Source organism: Shewanella glacialimarina, assembly GCF_020511155.1.
GTDB lineage: Bacteria > Pseudomonadota > Gammaproteobacteria > Enterobacterales > Shewanellaceae > Shewanella > Shewanella glacialimarina.
The window spans coordinates 3,588,653-3,606,163 of sequence record NZ_CP041216.1; the positions used below are offsets into that span (position 1 = coordinate 3,588,653).

Sequence of the window (17,511 nt, forward strand, 5' to 3'; positions counted from 1 at the left end):
CATCACCTATAGTGACTAGCTGATAGCGACTACCAGATAGTGACTAAAAGTCGATAAAAATGCTTTAAAGGATACAATCTTGAATTTAAAGAACGTTCAAACTGCAATAAAAGGAAAAACAGCAAGTTACAGCTGTAAAAATTGCGATCGTCTGACTGAAATTGAAGGCGAGATGGTGTGTTTTGAACAAGGAAAAATTATTAGGCTTGTTCCATTAACAGAACCCGATACCTTAATAAAACTGGTTTGTATTGGTTGGAAAAAAAAATAGCTCTATTGATAACTCCTAAGCACTATTGGTAACTACTAAGCACTATTGGTAACTACTAAGCACTATTGGTAACTACTAAGCACTATTGGTAACTACTAAATATTTCAGCACTCATTCTCCAACTAAAGCCTTAAGTCGAGCTTCTCTAAATACAAACCTATATCAGTAAATCCTTATTTTCAGATTGCTTAATAATTTTCTTGTCCATTTCATTAATAGACTGCTTCGCTAATGTCACCCCACGTGTTGTCACTCTTAATCCTGCACACAATTCATTATAAACACGGTTAATTTCATCATCTGATAATTCACGCGCTTTTAACATAGCAACAATAGCAAACCAATCTGTACTCACTTGGTGTTGAGTACCTTCTAAGGCTGCGATTAAAAGAATATTCTGCATCAGCCACCTCCATATGTTATAAGCATTTTAACACTAGCATTTAAAAAATAGCACTTGAGACATGCTGTCAAACCATCCAAATCTAGTGTGCGGCTTTTTAATAAACAACCCATAATCCTGTTAAATAGTTGAGTTAATTATACTCAAACACTATTAATAAACACTAGTTATACCTTGTTTCTTGCAACAGGTTAACAATTCAACTTAACCTCACTAGGGTTATGAAATACGTTCAATTTGCTAAATCTAACACGTTTAACCTATTTCATAGCAAACTTGTTAATTGTTTTGAACACAAAGCACATTATCACCTAAATAGCTGGTTTTCCGTAAGTTAATACAACGAAAAAACAAATGTAAGCCAATGTTTAATACGGTTTACATCATGAAAAGAGGTTGTTTAAGTTTGTTCATTCTGAATAGTCCATAAGTGTGCATACAAGCCTTTGTTATTGATCAATTCCGCGTGGGTGCCTGTTTCAACTATTTGCCCTTTGCTTAGTACGACTATCATATCAGCATCGATAATTGTTGATAAACGATGTGCTACCACTAGACTTGTATGACCTTTAGCTGCATCACGTAGAGCGTTTAAAATGGCTTTTTCAGAGCGGCTATCCAAGGATGATGTTGCTTCATCGAATACTAAAAAGGGCGCAGATTTTAATACTGCGCGTGCGATAGAGACCCGTTGTTTTTCCCCACCAGATAACTTTAATCCACGCTCACCAACTTTGGTTTGCCATTGCTTAGGGAGCACATTAATAAACTCACTCAAATGAGCGAGTTCAGCGGCTTGCTCTATCTCAACTTGGGTTGCATTGGGTCTACCGTAGCGAATATTTTCAAATAAAGAATCATTAAATAACACTGTATCTTGGGGAACAATCGCAATGGCTCGCCTTAATGCTTGTTGAGTCATATCGCGAATATCGACGTCATTTATGGTAATACGGCCATTATTAACATCGTAAAAGCGGAACAGTAATTTAATCAAGGTCGATTTACCGGCCCCACTGTCACCAACCACAGCCACTTTTTTACCTAGAGGAACTTCAAAACTAACATTATTTAATATTTGCCTTTCATCATATTGAAAACTAACATTCTCAAACTTAATCGTGCCGAGCTCAGGAGGTTGATCACTGGCGTGTTCCCTATCAACTACAGTAGGTTGTTTATCCAAAATATCAAACATACGCTCAATATTAGCCAGTGCACCTCGGATCTCTCTGTAAACAAAGCCTAAAAAATTAAGTGGAATAAATAGCTGCATCATAAAGGCGTTAATCAGTACAAAGTCGCCAATTGTCATGGTTTTTTCAGTCACCTCGACAGCAGCAAGCCACATCATTGCTGTCATCGCAATGGCTATAATCGACGCCTGTCCAGCATTTAGCGCAAATAATGATAAACGGTTGTTTCGCTTTGCGACTTCCCATTCACAAAGAGCAGAGTCATAACGCGCGGCCTCATGGGCTTCATTATTGAAATATTTAACTGTTTCATAATTCAATAAACTATCAATAGCACGGGTGTTAGATAAAGAATCTGCCCTAGCGGCTTCTCGTACAAATTCAGTACGCCACTCAGTCGCCATAACCGAATAGCCAATATAAGCAACTACAGAAACAAGTGTGATTAACGCAAAGCTAATGCCATATTGATAGAAAAAAATACCAATCACTAAGGTGATTTCCAGCAAGGTCGGTACAATATTAAATACCATAAAACGCATTAAAAAGCTTACACCGCTTGTACCACGTTCAATATCCCTGGATAAACCACCGGTTCTACGATCTAAATGAAAATCTAAATCTAATCGATGCAAATGTTCAAATACAGCCAAACCTAATCGCCGCATGGCTCTTTCTGTTACTCGGCCAAAAAGCGTGTCACGAATTTCACCGATCACCACATTAAGGAACCTGATCGCACCATATGCGAGCACTAATGCTATAGGTGTGGCGACAATGACATTTGCTGCTGAAGTATTACTATCAAGCGTATCGACTAACTCTTTTAAAATAAACGGTAAACCCACGCTAGCCAACTTCGCCACAACCAAGCAGGTCATAGCTAAAAAAATACGCCCCTTGAACTCTAATAGGTAAGGCCAAAGCATACCTAATACTGTCCAATTAAGTTTACCTACAGGTCCTTCAAAATAAGCGGATGGCCGCATAAATAGCTCCAGTTAATCAAGGGCGATAAATATTGTGATAGAGACGATTTCCTCTGTGGATATGATAACACCGCACTCACAGCAATGATGTTAACAAATGCAAAATTAGTCCTATAAGAATAATCTGCATAATTTAAAATAATCAGAAACAATCTCAAACGAAAGCAGCATGGCACTATTAAATCGATTAAAGCAGTACTTTTAACCTACTAAATTAAATTAAAGCACTCCAAAAATACTAGTTAATTGAAAATAAATTGCCTTTTAGCGGTTTTTAACTCGAATAAGAGTTATTTCTAAGATCAGAATTTGCTACTCTTTAACCGTACTAGGTTACCCAAAAGAATTAGCACAATAAGCTAATGAGTAAGTGGAGTAATCGTTAATTGAATATGATTGGTAGGAAGCTTTATGCTAGACAGTGAGAATATAAAATACCCTCCACTACAGTTAATTCAAACATGGGTTTGGATGATGATAGAGTCAGATAACCCTGAATTACAAGACAAAGGGCGTAACAATCTCATTTTAGCATTTGGAACACTTGCCAAAGCTAATGAGTATTTGACACAAAGCGTTAAAAAATAAGGCGCGTAAGGCGCCATATTTATTAAACTCTATATTAAATATTTTTTTAGCCTCTTCGTTTTATTACGCTGTTGCTAAGCGTGGCTAAAAGCGATTCGGTATCTTGCCACCCTATACATGCGTCGGTGACACTTTGGCCGTAACATGCAACTTTTCCATCAACGATATCCTGGCGTCCTTCAACTAGATGGCTTTCAACCATCACACCAAAAATACCCTGATTACCTGCCGCAATCTGAGCTGCTACATCTTCAGCAACTAGCATCTGACGTTTATAATCCTTAGCACTATTGGCATGGCTAAAGTCGATCATAATATTGTCAGCTAATTGAGACGAGATAAGTTGTGATTGGATTTTACTGACATCTTCTGCGCTGTAGTTAGGCTTTTTACCTCCGCGTAAAATGATATGACAGTCAGGATTTCCTTTGGTAGATACAATCGCCGAATGACCAAACTTGGTAACAGATAAAAAATGATGCGGTGCATTAGCTGCTCCAATCGCATCTATGGCCACTTTTATGGTGCCATCAGTACCATTTTTAAAGCCGACTGGGCATGACAATCCTGATGCCAGCTCACGGTGGACTTGAGATTCTGTCGTACGTGCGCCAATAGCGCCCCAACACATCATATCAGCCACATATTGCGGTGTGATCATATCTAAATATTCACCGGCAGTGGGAATACCAAGATCATTTAAATCAACAAGCAGTTTTCGTGCAGTGCGTAGTCCATCATTCAATTTAAAGCTGTTATCCATAAAAGGATCATTAATGAGCCCCTTCCAACCAACGGTTGTCCGTGGTTTTTCAAAATACACTCGCATAACCACTTCAAGCTCATCAGCATATTTTTCACGCATAGTAGCTAAACGTTGGCCGTATTCAAGTGCAGCTTTAGTGTCATGAATTGAACAGGGCCCTATCACCACGAGTAAGCGGTCATCTTTTCTAGCCAAGATATTATGAATACTATTGCGCGCAGTAAATACCGTTTCAGATGCATTTTCAGATGCCGGAAATCGCTCTAAAATGGCTATAGGGGGAAGTAACTCTTTGACTTCATTGATGCGCACATCATCATTTTGATAATACATATAATACAACTCCGGCTTGCAGGCTAAATTTCAATCGTTTTGCAAAAAATTGTCCCAAATGAATGGTATTTACATAAACATGACATTAAAATTTACCCACTATCCATCAACAAATCAATAAACTATTCAAATATAAAAATATTGTTTTTATACCATTGTTTATATTAAAGATATAATTTACTTCATCTCATTTTTAGATTTGTTAATCTCATCAAAAAATAACACCATAAAATATCTTCTGCAGGATCATAATGAGCTTGTTATACTCCAGTCACATCTGAATAATAGTTACTCAATGAACTTTACAGGTAACGATGCAGTTTTATAAGGTGAAATAATTTGAGATTACCAAGTCGCGCCCTTAAACCGCACAGTAAACTAAACCATTATTGGTCTTTAATCTGTTTGTTTAGTCTCATGCTAATATCTCCCGCACTTTGCTCAACAGAATTGGCCTATACTGGCGAAGAGCTTACTGATGTTAGCTTGGCTGGTGTCGATGCAGCAGAACCTAGATCAAACAATATACCAATTACTTTTACAACCAGTAGCAGTATTGAGCCTTACTTTTTTGTCGATAAAAAAGGCGGGCTACAATATAACTTGTTAGCTTCAGCATTTCAGATTAGTCACCTAGAATTGGGTAGTATTACTTATGCGACGAACTTACGGGCATTGAGATTAGTTAAAACCAAACAGGTGGATTGCATTATTAACGCCCCTGCCACTGATGATGGCTTATTTCTGACTCAAAGTTTAATCGAATATCAAAATAGCCTGTTTTATTTAACCAAGAACAAACTCAAAATCGACACCATTAGCGATCTCAAAAAATACTCTTTGATCAGTTTCCAAAATGCCAGTCAATATTTGGGGGATGAATTTATCGAAGTATCAAAACAGCACCAAGATTATACTGAAATTGCTAGCCAACAAAGTCAGGTGCTAATGTAATTTGGCGAGCATACACAAATGGTTATTTTAGAGCAGCGTATTTTTGATTATTACCGTCATAAAATCCGACACAAAATCAAACACCCTTACGAAGTCACTCAGGTAATCCTGTTCGACTCTGCACCTCGCTATATTGCTTGTCATGATCAACAAACTGCCATTTTAGTTGATGAGGCAATATCCCAACTAAAACAAAGTAACCTGTACCAACAAATATTGCTTGATGCGGAGCAAGGTAAATATAACACTCAGTATGTTGAGCACTAACATCCGGGTCTAAAGCGACTCAATACAACTTGAGCACAACTTTTTTATGCTCAAATTATATTATTACCAACTTTTCATTGCCTGCAGCTTATTTTGATATCGACGTTTATCATCGACATCCCCCGTTAATGCCAATGCTTTTTGCATATTCTTTTGCGCTAAACCTCGTTCACCCGTGGCCCAATAAGTCTTTGATAGGCCGAAGTAGAACTCATGCCGATAATCTGCCTTTTCGAGTGCTCTTTTATACCACACCACCGCCTCTTGGTAATGCTGTTCAAAATAGGCTTGCTGCGCCATATCATAATAATAAAACGGGTTGTTGATTCTCTGTAACTCCAGAATTTTATGTACAGCCGCCCATTCATCTAACCTATCTTGCTCACCCAGAATCAAGGCTAAATTAAATAAAGTCGTCATGTCTTGATTATCGACCGACAACGCAGCTTGATATGCTTGTTCAGCCTTTTCATCGTCGCCCTTATGTCGATATATCACTGCGAGTGTATTGATACTGGCTACAAACTTAGGATCCATTCTAATCGCTTGTTTAATCAAGGCATAAGCTAAGTCATACTTTTGCTCCACCAATGCTTCGGCGGCAATATTGTTGTAATACATTGCGGTTAAGGTTTGTTTATTGACCCGTTTTTGACCAAAACCACGTACAGACCTTTCAGGTAGAAAATCAACTAATATCTTGCTGTCACGAAATGAAACAGTATTAGCATCAGTAGTGGCGACTAAGAATAAATTCACATGGCCATTTACAAGATAAAATCCGCCTCGCCTATCCCAAACAGGCTCAACATCAATATCTTGAAATTCTACAGGTATATTAAACACATCCGCTAATGCGGCTGATAATACCACCAGCGACATACAGTTGCCTTGCCGATTAATGGCCGTTTCACTGGCAGGGCGTGTGTAATGGTCTCGGTATTCAAAGCCACCATTTTGCGCTCCAATATATTGGGCCAGCCACTGGTGAATAGGCATTTTCCGATGTTTAGTGGCATTATCTCTTGAATAAATTTGCTTTATTTGGGCGACATAAGACAAAGGTAAGCTATAAATTTGCTCAGGTGAGATGATATCAGTTGTGGTAAATAGCTCGTCATAGAATAGTGATTCCACATCAATAGGCTCTACTGAAGCAGGCGTAGACTGACAGCCAGACAGTGGCCACAAGAGTGCAAACATTACCAATATAGGTAACACTCTTTGCTTAAGTTGATGTAAACCAGTAATAGGATTGACGTACTGTTGAAAGGTAATAGACCACATAACCCAACCCTCTTAATCGAAATAAGAATAAGATAAGTTTAGTCAAGTAAACCCTTTTCAGCCAAAAAGACGTGAATTTAACAACGGGCATCAATCAGTTCAACTCAGATTCACAGAGTACTATTTAGGTTGTGCTGGATGCTTAGGCGGATCTATTTTAATAAATAACTCTTTATTTTGATAGTCATACGGACGATAAGCAAAGCCATTACAGCTAAAATATCGATACGGCAAAGCAAATGGAATACAGCCCACTGGCAGGGCCTGTAAAATTTCAATTTGCTGCTGCATTCTGAGTGCCTCTTGCCATTCGAACTCTTTAGCAATTTGATCGCGAACGGCAAAAGCATCAAATTGTTCAGATGACTTTCTTACCACAACTTGCCCAGCACTAAGCGAATAACTGACCATTAAACTTATCGCGATTAGCGTAAAAGTCATAAAGTGATTGAAGGTATTCATAGGCCGTCTCAAATGATGTCATAAACAATAAATCTAGCACATAAAAAAACAGAGCCCTAAAGGACTCTGCTTAAATATTACGACACTTGTAAAATTAGCTACCGTTTTTTACGCTAACAAACTCAGGATAAGCGTCAATACCACAGTCAGATGCATCCATACCGACATACTCTTCCTCTTCACTAACACGAATACCCATAGTCACTTTGAGAACAAACCAGACTAGAAGTGACGCTGTGAATACCCAGCCAAAGATAACTGCTGCACCGAATAACTGCGATCCAAAACTTGCATCAGCATTTGATAATGGCACTAGCATCAGCCCTAATAGACCTGCTACACCATGAACTGAGATTGCGCCCACTGGATCGTCAATTTTGATACGGTCAAAACCAATAATCGAGAAAATAACCACACCACCTGCAACCAAACCAATGACACCTGCCATAACAAGTGAAGGCGATAATGGATCTGCCGTAATTGCCACAAGACCTGCTAAAGCACCGTTTAATATCATGGTTAAGTCAGCTTTACCCCACACCACTTTACACACAATCAAGGCTGCTATAGCACCGAATGCGGCGGCAGAGTTAGTGTTGACGAAAACCTTAGCCACGGCTGACGCATTTTCAGCATCAGACACCAATAACTGTGAGCCACCGTTAAAGCCAAACCAGCCCATCCACAGAATAAACATACCTAAAGTTGCCATTGGTAAGTTAGATCCTGGAATTGGATTAACCTGGCCGTTAGCACCATATTTACCTTTACGAGCACCCAGTAATAATACACCTGCAACAGCCGCTGCCGCACCAGCCATGTGCACTATGCCACTGCCCGCAAAATCAACAAAACCAGCTTCTGATAAAAATCCACCGCCCCAAGTCCAATAACCTTCTACAGGATAAATAATTGCAGTCATAAACACCGAAAATGCCAGGAAGGCCCATAACTTCATGCGCTCTGCAACTGCACCCGATACAATCGACATCGCGGTAGCAACAAACACAACTTGGAAGAAAAAGTCAGATTCTAGCGCATGGTCAGCATCAGCAGCTTGCGAACCAATTAATGCTCCAAATGAAGGAATAATACCGCCTTCAGCGTTGTCGACATACATGATGTTATATCCAACAAGCAGGTAGGTTACACAAGCGATAGCATATAGACATACGTTTTTAGTTAAAATTTCAGTGGTATTTTTTGAACGTACTAAGCCAGCTTCCAACATGGCAAACCCTGCTGCCATCCACATCACTAATGCACCAGAGATCAAAAAATAGAAAGTATCTAATGCAAAGCGTAACTCGCTAACAGTTAGTCCTAATTTTGCTAATTCTTCCATTATCATTGCCCCTTATAATGCTTCGTTATCAACTTCACCGGTACGAATACGCACGGCTTGTTCTAAATTAGTTACAAAAATCTTACCGTCACCAATTTTGCCGGTATGCGCTGCAGTGGTAATAGCCTCAATTAACATATCTAGGTTTTCTTCTTTAGTGGCTATTTCTAATTTTACTTTAGGTAAAAAATCCACTTGATATTCAGCACCACGATAAAGCTCAGTGTGACCTTTTTGACGACCAAAACCTTTTACCTCAGTAACTGTCATACCCTCAATGCCCATACCAGCTATTGCTTCACGGACATCATCCAATTTAAATGGTTTGATGATTGCGCTGACGAGTTTCATCCCGACCTCCAAAAATTAATAAAATATGAATTTGTTATATATTTGTTGATAAAACAGATTCAATCATCAGGCCAGTTTTTTAAGTTAATGTTTTAAAAAGAAATAGAGTAAGTTTTCAATAAAAATAGCGACAATTTAGCACCATAATGGTGCACTACAAAACCATGCCGCTTAATATTGGTGCAGCTCTACGATGAAATGAGCGAAGAAAAGATTAGCGTTAGCCAAGTTATAAACCGCATAAAAAAAGCCCTCTTTCGAGGGCTTTACTAAAGCATTTAGCTAATTCAAGTTAACTATTCAAAGTTGCCTTGAGTAAGCTTAACAACTTACTTATAAGTCGCTTCGCGTTTTTTTGCTTCTTCTTGCCATTTAGGCACTAGATTTTTCTTGAATGCTTCTTTTTCTGCATTCATTGTTTTCATGTCCATGCCTAATGCTGCTTGTGCTTTTGCTTTAGTCGACGTGTCAGGATAAGCAATGGGTTGCTTAACACCTTTAGCCGCCAATAGATGAGCAAGCTTGATACGAGCATTAGCCGCTTTATCAACCGCGGTGCCTAAAATACGTAATGCTTCATCAGCTGCGTGAGCTGCAACGCCGTGCGATGCAGTTGCAAAGTCCCAGCGCCACTGTGAATGACGGATATCCATAAGGATGGGCTTCATTTCAGCTTCAGTTGCACCCGCATCCCAAGCCGCTTTTGCTTCAAAGTGAGCTTTAACTAATTGCGCTTCAGCACTGGCTTTAAGTTCACCTACTTTTTGCTTGCGTTCATTAGTTAAATCAACCATGAACTCTTTGCTTTGGTTATGGCAGGTAGCACAGGTTTCATCAAAACGGTCGAACGGATTACCCACTTTGTGATCGGTAAACTTACCTTTACCATTTGCTTTAGCCACTTTAGGCATATGACAATCTATACAGGTTACGTTGTTTTTACCGTGCACACCTGCTTTCCAAGTTTCATAACCTGGGTGCTGTGCTTTAAGCATAGGAGTTCGAGATACAGCATGGGTCCAATCAGAGAACTCCATATTGTCGTAGTAAACCTCCATTTGCTCAACTGTGGTTCCCATATCCCATGGGAACTTCACAAAACCAGGTTTATCTGCTGTTTTCTCGAAGTAGTACTCTACATGGCACTGCGCACAAACCATAGATTGCTTATCTTTACGTGACGCTTTATCAAAAGGTGTGCCAATTGCATCTAATGCACGATCGACATATGGACGAGAGATGCGTAATTTAGGTGAACCTTTTTCATGACAGTCACTACAACCGATTGTGTTAACAATTTCAGGTCCACCTTTAGCCCATTTGCCCGCGAAATAGCCATCTTCGCCTTGCTCTTCAATTACACGGGGAACATCAGGACTTTTACAGCTCCAACATGCCATCGGCATTGGGCCGTCTTCAGCATTTTTGGGGGCGCCGGTACGTAATGTGTTAGTGACATCAGTGACCGCATAATGGTGACCGCGTGGCGCATTATAATCTTTTGCGAAACCGTAACCTGCCCATAAAACCACTAAGCTAGGTACTTCTTCCAACATATCAACAATTTCTTTACTTTCACTGGTATCATGCCAAGACTCATACTGAGCAGAATACTTATCTTTATATACTTCACTGCGGGGTTCAGTCTTATCACTTGCTATTGCACCAGCAGCTAAAAAGCTGGTCACAATCACTGCACTTAATACAGTATGTGTAACGTTCATCTTCATCACCTTCACTCCGTGTTACTTTATAATTAATTTATAACCACGATATTTCAAGGTCAAAATTAGCTATTTAAGCCTTAATTAAGAATACCCCTTTAGGGATATAAGGATAGAAGTATGCGCCAGATCAATATGTGAACATGTTGTATCTCACACTTTTTCAATTCTGTTAATGTATTAAAGCGCGAGCTAATGTAGAACTCACTGTTTACATATGTTTGAGGGGTGTTTCAAGTGGATAAACATGTCACACTAAATCAGCTGAAAAACGTCATAAAATGGATCGAAAATGTTAACACGCGGTAGTTTAACCTCTACGATACTGGGGGTCATGTTGGTGCTTATTTTGCTTTCTTCAAGTTTAGCTGTGTACTCAATTATCAATTTATCATTCAGTATTGGTGATGCACGTGCAATTAACGCCTCAGGTTCATTACGTATGCAAAGTTATCGACTATTACTGTCTGCCAACACAGAAAATGACCAAGTGAACGCCAAAATTGAAGAGTTTGAAAACACCCTCAACTCAAACGAACTGCAAAATTCCCTCGCGTGGTACAGCCCAAAAATCTTATCAAAACAGTACTTATTAGTGATAGATAAATGGCAGTTAATGAGAAGCTATGCAGAAACCGGTGAAACCAAGCTTTATAGTGAAGCGTTAACCGATTTTGTTGATACCGTCGACACTCTGGTATTAGAAATAGAACGTTTTTCCGCCGATAAATTGAGATTATTGGTACTTAGTCAAGTTATTGGATTAACATTAATGTTAATCGTTGCCGCTATTGCCGTTGTGTTTACCCGCAGGCGAGTGGTAAAACCGCTGCAATTATTAATGGATAGTGCAATTACTATTTCACAAGGTAATTTCGATGTCGATATGCCTAAAACGGATTACATAGAGCTAACGGCATTAAGTAATGCACTGAAAAAAACGGCCTCAGAATTATCAAATTTATATCAAGATCTTGAACAACAGGTATCTGATAAAACCTTAGCGCTAACACGTGCCAACAATGAACTCTATTTCTTATATGATAACTTGATTATGTTGCATTCAGACAGGCTTGACTACAAAGCACTAAAGTCAGCGTTAGATCAACTGCAAATATTTGAAAAATTAGACTTTTTAAGATTAGTCATTGAACATGAAGACCAATCTCAAGACGTTATTGAGGCCAGTAAAGGTTGGCCTTCGACACCTCAAAATAGCGTGTGTTTTCCGCTGCAATTAGAGCAAACCCGCCAGGGCTATTTAGAAGTCATTTCCACACATAAGCTCAATAATCCCTTATTTATTAATTTTGCGGTGATGCTAGCACGTTCAATTACGATACATAATGCGACTGAACAAAGGCAACAACTCGCGCTAATGGAAGAGCGCGCTGTGATTGCCCGTGAGTTACATGATTCTTTAGGGCAGTTATTGTCATTTTTAAAAATTCAGGTCAGTTTACTGCGTAAAAAATTACCTGACAGTTGCCGTAATGAAGCAGTAGAACAGCAAATCAGTGAAATTAATGATGGCGTCAGCTTTGCCTATGCCCAACTGCGGGAATTATTATCGACTTTTCGCTTAACCATTAAAGAGCCTAATTTAAACCACGCCTTAGAAGTCATGCTTGACCAATTAAGGCCCCAAACAGATATTCAGCTGAGTTTACAATACACACTATCAGCGCATTTACTTGAAGCCAAACAACATATTCATATTTTACATTTAACCCGTGAGGCCACGTTAAATGCAATTAAACACGCCAATGCAAAATATATCGTGATAGATTGTTACTTAACATCATCAGCAATAATTAACATCACTATTTCAGATGACGGCATGGGTGTGTCACATTTAAAAGAGCGTGATCAACACTTTGGCATTGGTATAATGCATGAGCGTGCCAGCAAATTAAATGGCCAACTGTCCTTTAGTGCTAACACTACTGGCGGCACCACGGTAACACTTAGTTTTCCACCACAGCAGGAGCCTTTAAATGGGTAAGCCATATTCAGTACTCGTTGTCGACGATCACCCCTTACTTCGTCGTGGTATTTGCCAACTCATTACCTCTGATGGAGATTTTACTCTATTCGGTGAAGTCGGTACCGGTTTAGATGCGTTAACTGCATTAAGCGCTAATGAACCTGACATTATTTTATTAGACTTAAACATGAAGGGTATGTCGGGGTTAGATACCTTAAATGCCATGCGTCAGGAAGGGGTGACAGCTCGCATCGTTATTTTGACAGTATCAGATGCGAAACAAGATGTTATTCGTCTACTTCGTGCTGGTGCTGATGGATATTTATTAAAAGACACTGAGCCAGAGTTACTGTTGGAACAGCTTAAAAAGGCCATGTCCGGCCACCGCGTGATCAGCGCAGAAGTTGAGGCCTATCTATACGAATTGAAGACCGCACCGGATGATAATGGATGGATTGAAAGCCTCACCCCACGAGAGCTGCAAATCTTACAGGAATTGGCCGAAGGCAAAAGTAATAGAGTGATTTCAGAAGACTTGCATATCAGCGAAGGCACAGTAAAAGTGCATGTTAAAAACTTGCTCCGTAAAGCGAATGCTAAATCACGTACTGAGATGGCGGTAAGGTACTTAAACCAATAAATTATTGTAATATTTGGATTTATAACTCATTCGCGATAACTAATATGAATACAAATGCGATGACTGGTGCTTTTGTACAATATGATGTTTTATCTGGTGAAAGGGCGCGCTTAAAAAGCGCGCTTAAATAACATTTTCATCTTGTAACCTATCTGCAGCAAACATCAATTAAATCTGAAAAATTTATTCTTGAATAAATACCAACCAGCTTTTAAGCGCTTTTTCAAAGTCTTCCAGGCCACAATACCCCTCTGATTCAGCATCATATAAGGACATACCGTCTTCAAGATTATGCTCTTCGTCAAAATCAATCGCGTTAACAAAAATACGTACCTGCTCAATGTCGGCATCAAGGGTTAAATCATTACCAATATCCCGCCATTGGGTGTTAACCCCAGCGATTAATTGGGTAATGTGAGTCAGCACTTGCTGAGCACGGGTCACATCAGCGCCTAACTCTTCGGCAAACCAGCGACCAAACACTTCATGATCCATGCTGAAACTGGCAAATACAGTGTCATCTAGACGATTACGTCGAAATTCGAATTCCATTTTATACTCTTAATTATGCTCAGGCTTTTAATAATTCTTGGCTATGACTCAATCTGCCATAACCTATTTTAAACTATAAATGATATTTTGCTGTAAATGACAGTACGATAACTATTGGGCACTGCCAGTATATATCGTAAAGTAGCCCTAATTCATCAGAATTGATTTTCAAATACAATTCGTTAAGGAAACGCCTTATGCACAAAGGATTTATTTATTGCTTACTGCTAACTGGCCCAAATGCAGGTCAAACACTATCAGAAGAGCAGTTAGCCAATTGGAAGACCGAAGACGGTTTACTTTGGGTGCATTTAAAATATAAATCAACCGATGCCCGCCACTGGTTGAATAATCAAAAACTAGAAAAAGCCGAACGAGATATTCTACTGGCTTCAGACACACGCCCTAGGGTGGTGCATTCCACCAATGGAATTCTATTAACATTACGTGGCGTTAACCTTAACCCAGACTCAGCGCCGGAGGACATGGTTTCAATACGTATCTATAGCGAAGAACATCGGATAATTTCGACTTGTGAGCGCCAATTACAATCAATTACAGAAATAGCCGATAGCATTAAAGCAGTCAAAGGCCCTATTGATAGTGCTGGGTTTATTTTATCGGTTGTCGATCACCTTACACAACGTCAAGTGGGATACATTAATAAACTTGAAGAACTGATGGATGAATTAGAAGAGCGGGTTGTGACCGACACCAATAAATCATTGCGAATGGATATTGCTGAATTACGCCGTCAAACCGTTGTATTACGAAGATACCTTGCACCACAACGCGAGGCTCTAGGTAAAATTTTGCATGAAAGCAGTCTGCTACTTGATCAGCAGGATAAAATTCGTTTACGGGAAACTCAGGATAACCTGATAAGAGTGATAGAAGACTTAGATGCTATTCGCGATCGCGCTAGTGTTACCCAGGAAGAGCTTCAATCCCGACAAGCTGAGCAGCTCAATCAACGCTTGTATTTCCTATCACTTATTTCAGCGATTTTTTTACCACTGGGATTTTTAACCGGTTTACTCGGGGTCAACATCGGCGGTATTCCTGGAGCGGAAACAAATTGGGCATTTGCTGCATTTTGTGGCGGATTAATTACCTTAATCGCAATGCAAATGTACTTATTTTATCGCTTAAAATGGATTTAACCTTAGATAGCGATAATGATCCACTGTAAAAGTAATCCATAAAAAATGGGCGCTAATTAGCGCCCATTTTTTATATTAATTATTAACGATTAGCTAATAAGTTATTTTGCAGCCGCTTCAGCAGGAGCTTTTTCAATTGAAATTAATTCAACTTCAAACACTAATGTCGAGTTAGCTGGAATAGTACCAGTATCACGATCGCCATAAGCTAATTCAGCTGGAATAACAAACTTGTATTTTGCACCAACAGACATTAACTGAACGCCTTCGGTCCAACCTGGAATTACGCGGTTAAGCGGGAATTTTGCAGGCTCGCCACGAGTGTATGAGCTATCAAACTCAGTACCGTCGGTTAATGTGCCACGATAATGCACTTCTACTGTATCTTCAGCAGCAGGCTTATCGCCTTCACCTGCAGTTAATACTTCATACTGTAAGCCAGATTCAGTCGTTACAACGCCTTCTTTAGCTTTGTTATCACTTAGAAACTTCTGACCTTCTTCAATCGCTTTAGCTGCTAAAGTTTCAGCTTGCTCTAAACGCTTGTCATTTAATTTTTGGTCTAGACCTTGTAAAACCGTTTGCATTTCTTCTTCGGTCAAGTCAGTAGTATCGACTAAACCATCACTAAAGCCTTGGATGATCAAAGTACGATCAACAGCAAAACCAAGCTCTTCTTGTTCTTTGATATGGCCAGACATGTACTTACCGATAGATGCACCCACACTGTAAGCTTCTTTTTGAGCTTCAGTTGTAAGCTCAACTTTTTTCGCTACAGCTTCTTCCTGGTTACATGCAGTTAGACCAACAACGGCTAATGCAACTAACGATAATTTATAAATTGATTTCATTAAAGCTTCCTCAGCATCCTTAAGTGGTTACAATAAGCACATCACTGTCTGTAATGAGACAATTAGGCTAATGTTAGTAAGCCACTTTATACTAACTATTTCTGATATACCATTGGGTTGAGTCCTTATGGACAAATTTTTAAGGAGCAAGTTCATGTTACGTGTTTTACTGCTTGTTTTTTGCTCTATTTTATTGATTGCTTGCCAACCTAAAGCTGACAACACAGTGGTATTAACTAAAGATGCAAGTTACCACGCCACCTTATCCCAAGATAGTCAATATGCATTAATCAGTACCGCCAATAATGGCGTACAGTTTTGGTCACTTGCTGACAAGGTGCTCAAGTATCAATGGGTACACGGTGCAAGTAATAGCAGTAATGTATTTGATACTGCCATTTCCACTAACAATGCCTACGCCGCCACTTTATCCAGCGATTCTGTGGTTATATGGAATATAGATACTGGTCGCTCTATCGGCTGGTGGACATTACCTGCTTACTCTCAAAGTGTCGCTATTGCTAACAATGGTCATGCATTAATCGGTTTAGCTGATGGCTCTGTCATGTCGCTTCAACCGGATAACCAAGGATTAATCCAGTTTTTGGGACATCAGGAAAAAGTGAATAGCGTGTCTATTTCTGATGATGGATTAGTTGCCTTAAGTGGTGGCAATGATGGACAAATCCGTTTATGGCAAACACAAACAGGCCAGCCTTTACAGCAATGGCAATTAGATTCAAGAATTACTAAAGTATTATTAAGTGGTGATGGCACCTTAAGCTTTGCGGGTGATATCACTGGTAATGCAGCAATTTGGCAATCAAGCTCAGGCAAAAAAATCAGTGCACTGTTAATCGAACGTCGCCAAATGAATGTGTCTAGCGCACGCTTTGTTAGCCAAAATACTCAGCTGCTCACCGGCACACCGTCTAAAGAAATATTTTTATGGCAAGTCGACTCTGGTGAACGCCTGCAAAGATGGCAAGTTGAGGTGACTAAAAACAGCCAAAATAGAGGCGCTGTAGTATACTCTGTCGCCCAGCCCAGCACTGGCAAAGTAATGAGTGTTAGCAGCCAAGGTTTATTAGAAGCCTGGGATTTATAAATGTTATTGACGAGGTTTGAATGGAACAGTTGTTAACGAAAATTGATGATTTAGAAACTAAGATGGCGTTTCAAGAAATTACGTTGGAAGAATTGAATCAAGAAGTGATTAAGCTAAATGATATTGTATCGCGCCAGCAACATCAAATTATGCTAATGGTTAATAAATTACATGCGATTGAACCCAGTAATATGGCCAGTCACGCAGATGAAACACCGCCGCCACATTACTAATGCGGTTAATTAGCTAGATCGTTAAATCTAATACTGACTCA

At 39.5% G+C, this 17,511-nt stretch carries 19 protein-coding genes; 9 read left to right on the top strand and 10 right to left on the bottom strand.

Annotation, left to right across the window (positions count from 1 at the left end):
* Positions 1-79 precede the first annotated feature (79 nt).
* On the top strand, positions 80-271 hold the full coding sequence (locus FJ709_RS15695) for a hypothetical protein (protein WP_226410951.1): 192 nt from the start codon (positions 80-82) through the stop codon (positions 269-271).
* A 157-nt stretch (positions 272-428) separates the two neighbouring features.
* Here FJ709_RS15695 and FJ709_RS15700 read toward each other — a convergent pair whose 3' ends face one another.
* Positions 429-674 (bottom strand): hypothetical protein, encoded by a 246-nt coding sequence (locus FJ709_RS15700; protein WP_226410952.1) that lies wholly within the window; start codon positions 672-674, stop codon positions 429-431.
* Positions 675-1,074: 400 nt separating this feature from the next.
* Positions 1,075-2,859: an ABCB family ABC transporter ATP-binding protein/permease gene (locus FJ709_RS15705; protein WP_226410953.1), complete on the bottom strand. Its 1,785-nt coding sequence runs from the start codon at positions 2,857-2,859 to the stop codon at positions 1,075-1,077.
* A 411-nt stretch (positions 2,860-3,270) separates the two neighbouring features.
* Here FJ709_RS15705 and FJ709_RS15710 point away from each other — a divergent pair, with 411 nt between their 5' ends.
* Complete coding sequence (locus FJ709_RS15710; RefSeq protein WP_226410954.1) at positions 3,271-3,447, top strand: hypothetical protein; 177 nt, start codon at positions 3,271-3,273, stop codon at positions 3,445-3,447.
* A 46-nt stretch (positions 3,448-3,493) separates the two neighbouring features.
* On the opposite strand, the gene aroG is transcribed toward FJ709_RS15710, so the two are convergent.
* A complete protein-coding gene (gene aroG, locus FJ709_RS15715; protein ID WP_226410955.1) occupies positions 3,494-4,546 on the bottom strand; it encodes a 3-deoxy-7-phosphoheptulonate synthase AroG in 1,053 nt (350 codons plus the stop codon).
* Positions 4,547-4,963: 417 nt separating this feature from the next.
* Between aroG and FJ709_RS15720 the strand changes: the two genes are divergently transcribed.
* On the top strand, positions 4,964-5,500 hold the full coding sequence (locus FJ709_RS15720; protein ID WP_226410956.1) for a hypothetical protein: 537 nt from the start codon (positions 4,964-4,966) through the stop codon (positions 5,498-5,500).
* A gap of 18 nt (positions 5,501-5,518) precedes the next feature.
* Positions 5,519-5,767: a hypothetical protein gene (locus FJ709_RS15725; protein WP_226410957.1), complete on the top strand. Its 249-nt coding sequence runs from the start codon at positions 5,519-5,521 to the stop codon at positions 5,765-5,767.
* A 63-nt stretch (positions 5,768-5,830) separates the two neighbouring features.
* On the opposite strand, the gene FJ709_RS15730 is transcribed toward FJ709_RS15725, so the two are convergent.
* The 5 genes from FJ709_RS15730 to nrfA all read right to left on the bottom strand — a co-directional run bounded on the left by FJ709_RS15730 (position 5,831) and on the right by nrfA (position 10,936).
* Entirely contained in the window at positions 5,831-7,054 is a 1,224-nt protein-coding gene (locus tag FJ709_RS15730; protein WP_226410958.1) for a tetratricopeptide repeat protein, read from the bottom strand.
* A 120-nt stretch (positions 7,055-7,174) separates the two neighbouring features.
* Positions 7,175-7,516, bottom strand: coding sequence for a hypothetical protein (locus tag FJ709_RS15735; protein WP_404829970.1), 342 nt, complete (start codon positions 7,514-7,516; stop codon positions 7,175-7,177).
* 94 nt (positions 7,517-7,610) lie between these two features.
* Positions 7,611-8,861 carry an ammonium transporter gene (locus FJ709_RS15740; protein ID WP_226410959.1) on the bottom strand — a complete coding sequence of 417 codons (1,251 nt, stop codon included), beginning with the start codon at positions 8,859-8,861 and terminating at the stop codon, positions 7,611-7,613.
* Between the two features lie 12 nt (positions 8,862-8,873).
* On the bottom strand, positions 8,874-9,212 hold the full coding sequence (locus tag FJ709_RS15745) for a P-II family nitrogen regulator (protein ID WP_226410960.1): 339 nt from the start codon (positions 9,210-9,212) through the stop codon (positions 8,874-8,876).
* 329 nt (positions 9,213-9,541) lie between these two features.
* The gene (nrfA, locus tag FJ709_RS15750) at positions 9,542-10,936 is read right to left on the bottom strand and encodes an ammonia-forming nitrite reductase cytochrome c552 subunit (RefSeq protein WP_226410961.1); all 1,395 of its coding nucleotides are present in this window, start codon (positions 10,934-10,936) and stop codon (positions 9,542-9,544) included.
* Between the two features lie 292 nt (positions 10,937-11,228).
* Here nrfA and narQ point away from each other — a divergent pair, with 292 nt between their 5' ends.
* Positions 11,229-12,941 carry a nitrate/nitrite two-component system sensor histidine kinase NarQ gene (gene narQ / locus FJ709_RS15755; RefSeq protein ID WP_226410962.1) on the top strand — a complete coding sequence of 571 codons (1,713 nt, stop codon included), beginning with the start codon at positions 11,229-11,231 and terminating at the stop codon, positions 12,939-12,941.
* A complete protein-coding gene (locus FJ709_RS15760; RefSeq protein ID WP_226410963.1) occupies positions 12,934-13,563 on the top strand; it encodes a response regulator in 630 nt (209 codons plus the stop codon). The genes narQ and FJ709_RS15760 overlap by 8 nt, the downstream gene beginning before the upstream one ends.
* A 183-nt stretch (positions 13,564-13,746) precedes the next feature.
* Here FJ709_RS15760 and FJ709_RS15765 read toward each other — a convergent pair whose 3' ends face one another.
* A complete protein-coding gene (locus tag FJ709_RS15765) occupies positions 13,747-14,115 on the bottom strand; it encodes a YacL family protein (RefSeq protein WP_226410964.1) in 369 nt (122 codons plus the stop codon).
* A 197-nt stretch (positions 14,116-14,312) separates the two neighbouring features.
* On the opposite strand from FJ709_RS15765, the gene FJ709_RS15770 reads away from it, so the two are divergent.
* Positions 14,313-15,278 (top strand): zinc transporter ZntB, encoded by a 966-nt coding sequence (locus FJ709_RS15770; protein ID WP_226410965.1) that lies wholly within the window; start codon positions 14,313-14,315, stop codon positions 15,276-15,278.
* A 101-nt stretch (positions 15,279-15,379) separates the two neighbouring features.
* Here the strand turns inward: FJ709_RS15770 and fkpA are convergent, their stop codons facing one another.
* Positions 15,380-16,129, bottom strand: a complete 750-nt coding sequence (gene fkpA / locus FJ709_RS15775; protein ID WP_226410966.1) for an FKBP-type peptidyl-prolyl cis-trans isomerase — start codon at positions 16,127-16,129, stop codon at positions 15,380-15,382.
* Between the two features lie 154 nt (positions 16,130-16,283).
* On the opposite strand from fkpA, the gene FJ709_RS15780 reads away from it, so the two are divergent.
* Both FJ709_RS15780 and FJ709_RS15785 read left to right on the top strand, forming a co-directional pair.
* Positions 16,284-17,237, top strand: coding sequence for a WD40 repeat domain-containing protein (locus FJ709_RS15780; RefSeq protein WP_226410967.1), 954 nt, complete (start codon positions 16,284-16,286; stop codon positions 17,235-17,237).
* 20 nt (positions 17,238-17,257) lie between these two features.
* Entirely contained in the window at positions 17,258-17,470 is a 213-nt protein-coding gene (locus FJ709_RS15785) for a SlyX family protein (protein ID WP_226410968.1), read from the top strand.
* Positions 17,471-17,511 lie beyond the last annotated feature (41 nt).

Bases quoted from the DNA above. Each gene is read 5' to 3' on its own strand.
- FJ709_RS15700 (WP_226410952.1), bottom strand. From the start codon at position 674: ATGCAGAATATTCTTTTAATCGCAGCCTTAGAAGGTACTCAACACCAA.
- FJ709_RS15705 (WP_226410953.1), bottom strand. From the start codon at position 2,859: ATGCGGCCATCCGCTTATTTTGAAGGACCTGTAGGTAAACTTAATTGG.
- FJ709_RS15710 (WP_226410954.1), top strand. From the start codon at position 3,271: ATGCTAGACAGTGAGAATATAAAATACCCTCCACTACAGTTAATTCAA.
- aroG (WP_226410955.1), bottom strand. From the start codon at position 4,546: ATGTATTATCAAAATGATGATGTGCGCATCAATGAAGTCAAAGAGTTA.
- FJ709_RS15720 (WP_226410956.1), top strand. From the start codon at position 4,964: ATGCTAATATCTCCCGCACTTTGCTCAACAGAATTGGCCTATACTGGC.
- FJ709_RS15725 (WP_226410957.1), top strand. From the start codon at position 5,519: ATGGTTATTTTAGAGCAGCGTATTTTTGATTATTACCGTCATAAAATC.
- FJ709_RS15730 (WP_226410958.1), bottom strand. From the start codon at position 7,054: ATGTGGTCTATTACCTTTCAACAGTACGTCAATCCTATTACTGGTTTA.
- FJ709_RS15735 (WP_404829970.1), bottom strand. From the start codon at position 7,516: ATGAATACCTTCAATCACTTTATGACTTTTACGCTAATCGCGATAAGT.
- FJ709_RS15740 (WP_226410959.1), bottom strand. From the start codon at position 8,861: ATGGAAGAATTAGCAAAATTAGGACTAACTGTTAGCGAGTTACGCTTT.
- FJ709_RS15745 (WP_226410960.1), bottom strand. From the start codon at position 9,212: ATGAAACTCGTCAGCGCAATCATCAAACCATTTAAATTGGATGATGTC.
- nrfA (WP_226410961.1), bottom strand. From the start codon at position 10,936: ATGAACGTTACACATACTGTATTAAGTGCAGTGATTGTGACCAGCTTT.
- narQ (WP_226410962.1), top strand. From the start codon at position 11,229: ATGTTAACACGCGGTAGTTTAACCTCTACGATACTGGGGGTCATGTTG.
- FJ709_RS15760 (WP_226410963.1), top strand. From the start codon at position 12,934: ATGGGTAAGCCATATTCAGTACTCGTTGTCGACGATCACCCCTTACTT.
- FJ709_RS15765 (WP_226410964.1), bottom strand. From the start codon at position 14,115: ATGGAATTCGAATTTCGACGTAATCGTCTAGATGACACTGTATTTGCC.
- FJ709_RS15770 (WP_226410965.1), top strand. From the start codon at position 14,313: ATGCACAAAGGATTTATTTATTGCTTACTGCTAACTGGCCCAAATGCA.
- fkpA (WP_226410966.1), bottom strand. From the start codon at position 16,129: ATGAAATCAATTTATAAATTATCGTTAGTTGCATTAGCCGTTGTTGGT.
- FJ709_RS15780 (WP_226410967.1), top strand. From the start codon at position 16,284: ATGTTACGTGTTTTACTGCTTGTTTTTTGCTCTATTTTATTGATTGCT.
- FJ709_RS15785 (WP_226410968.1), top strand. From the start codon at position 17,258: ATGGAACAGTTGTTAACGAAAATTGATGATTTAGAAACTAAGATGGCG.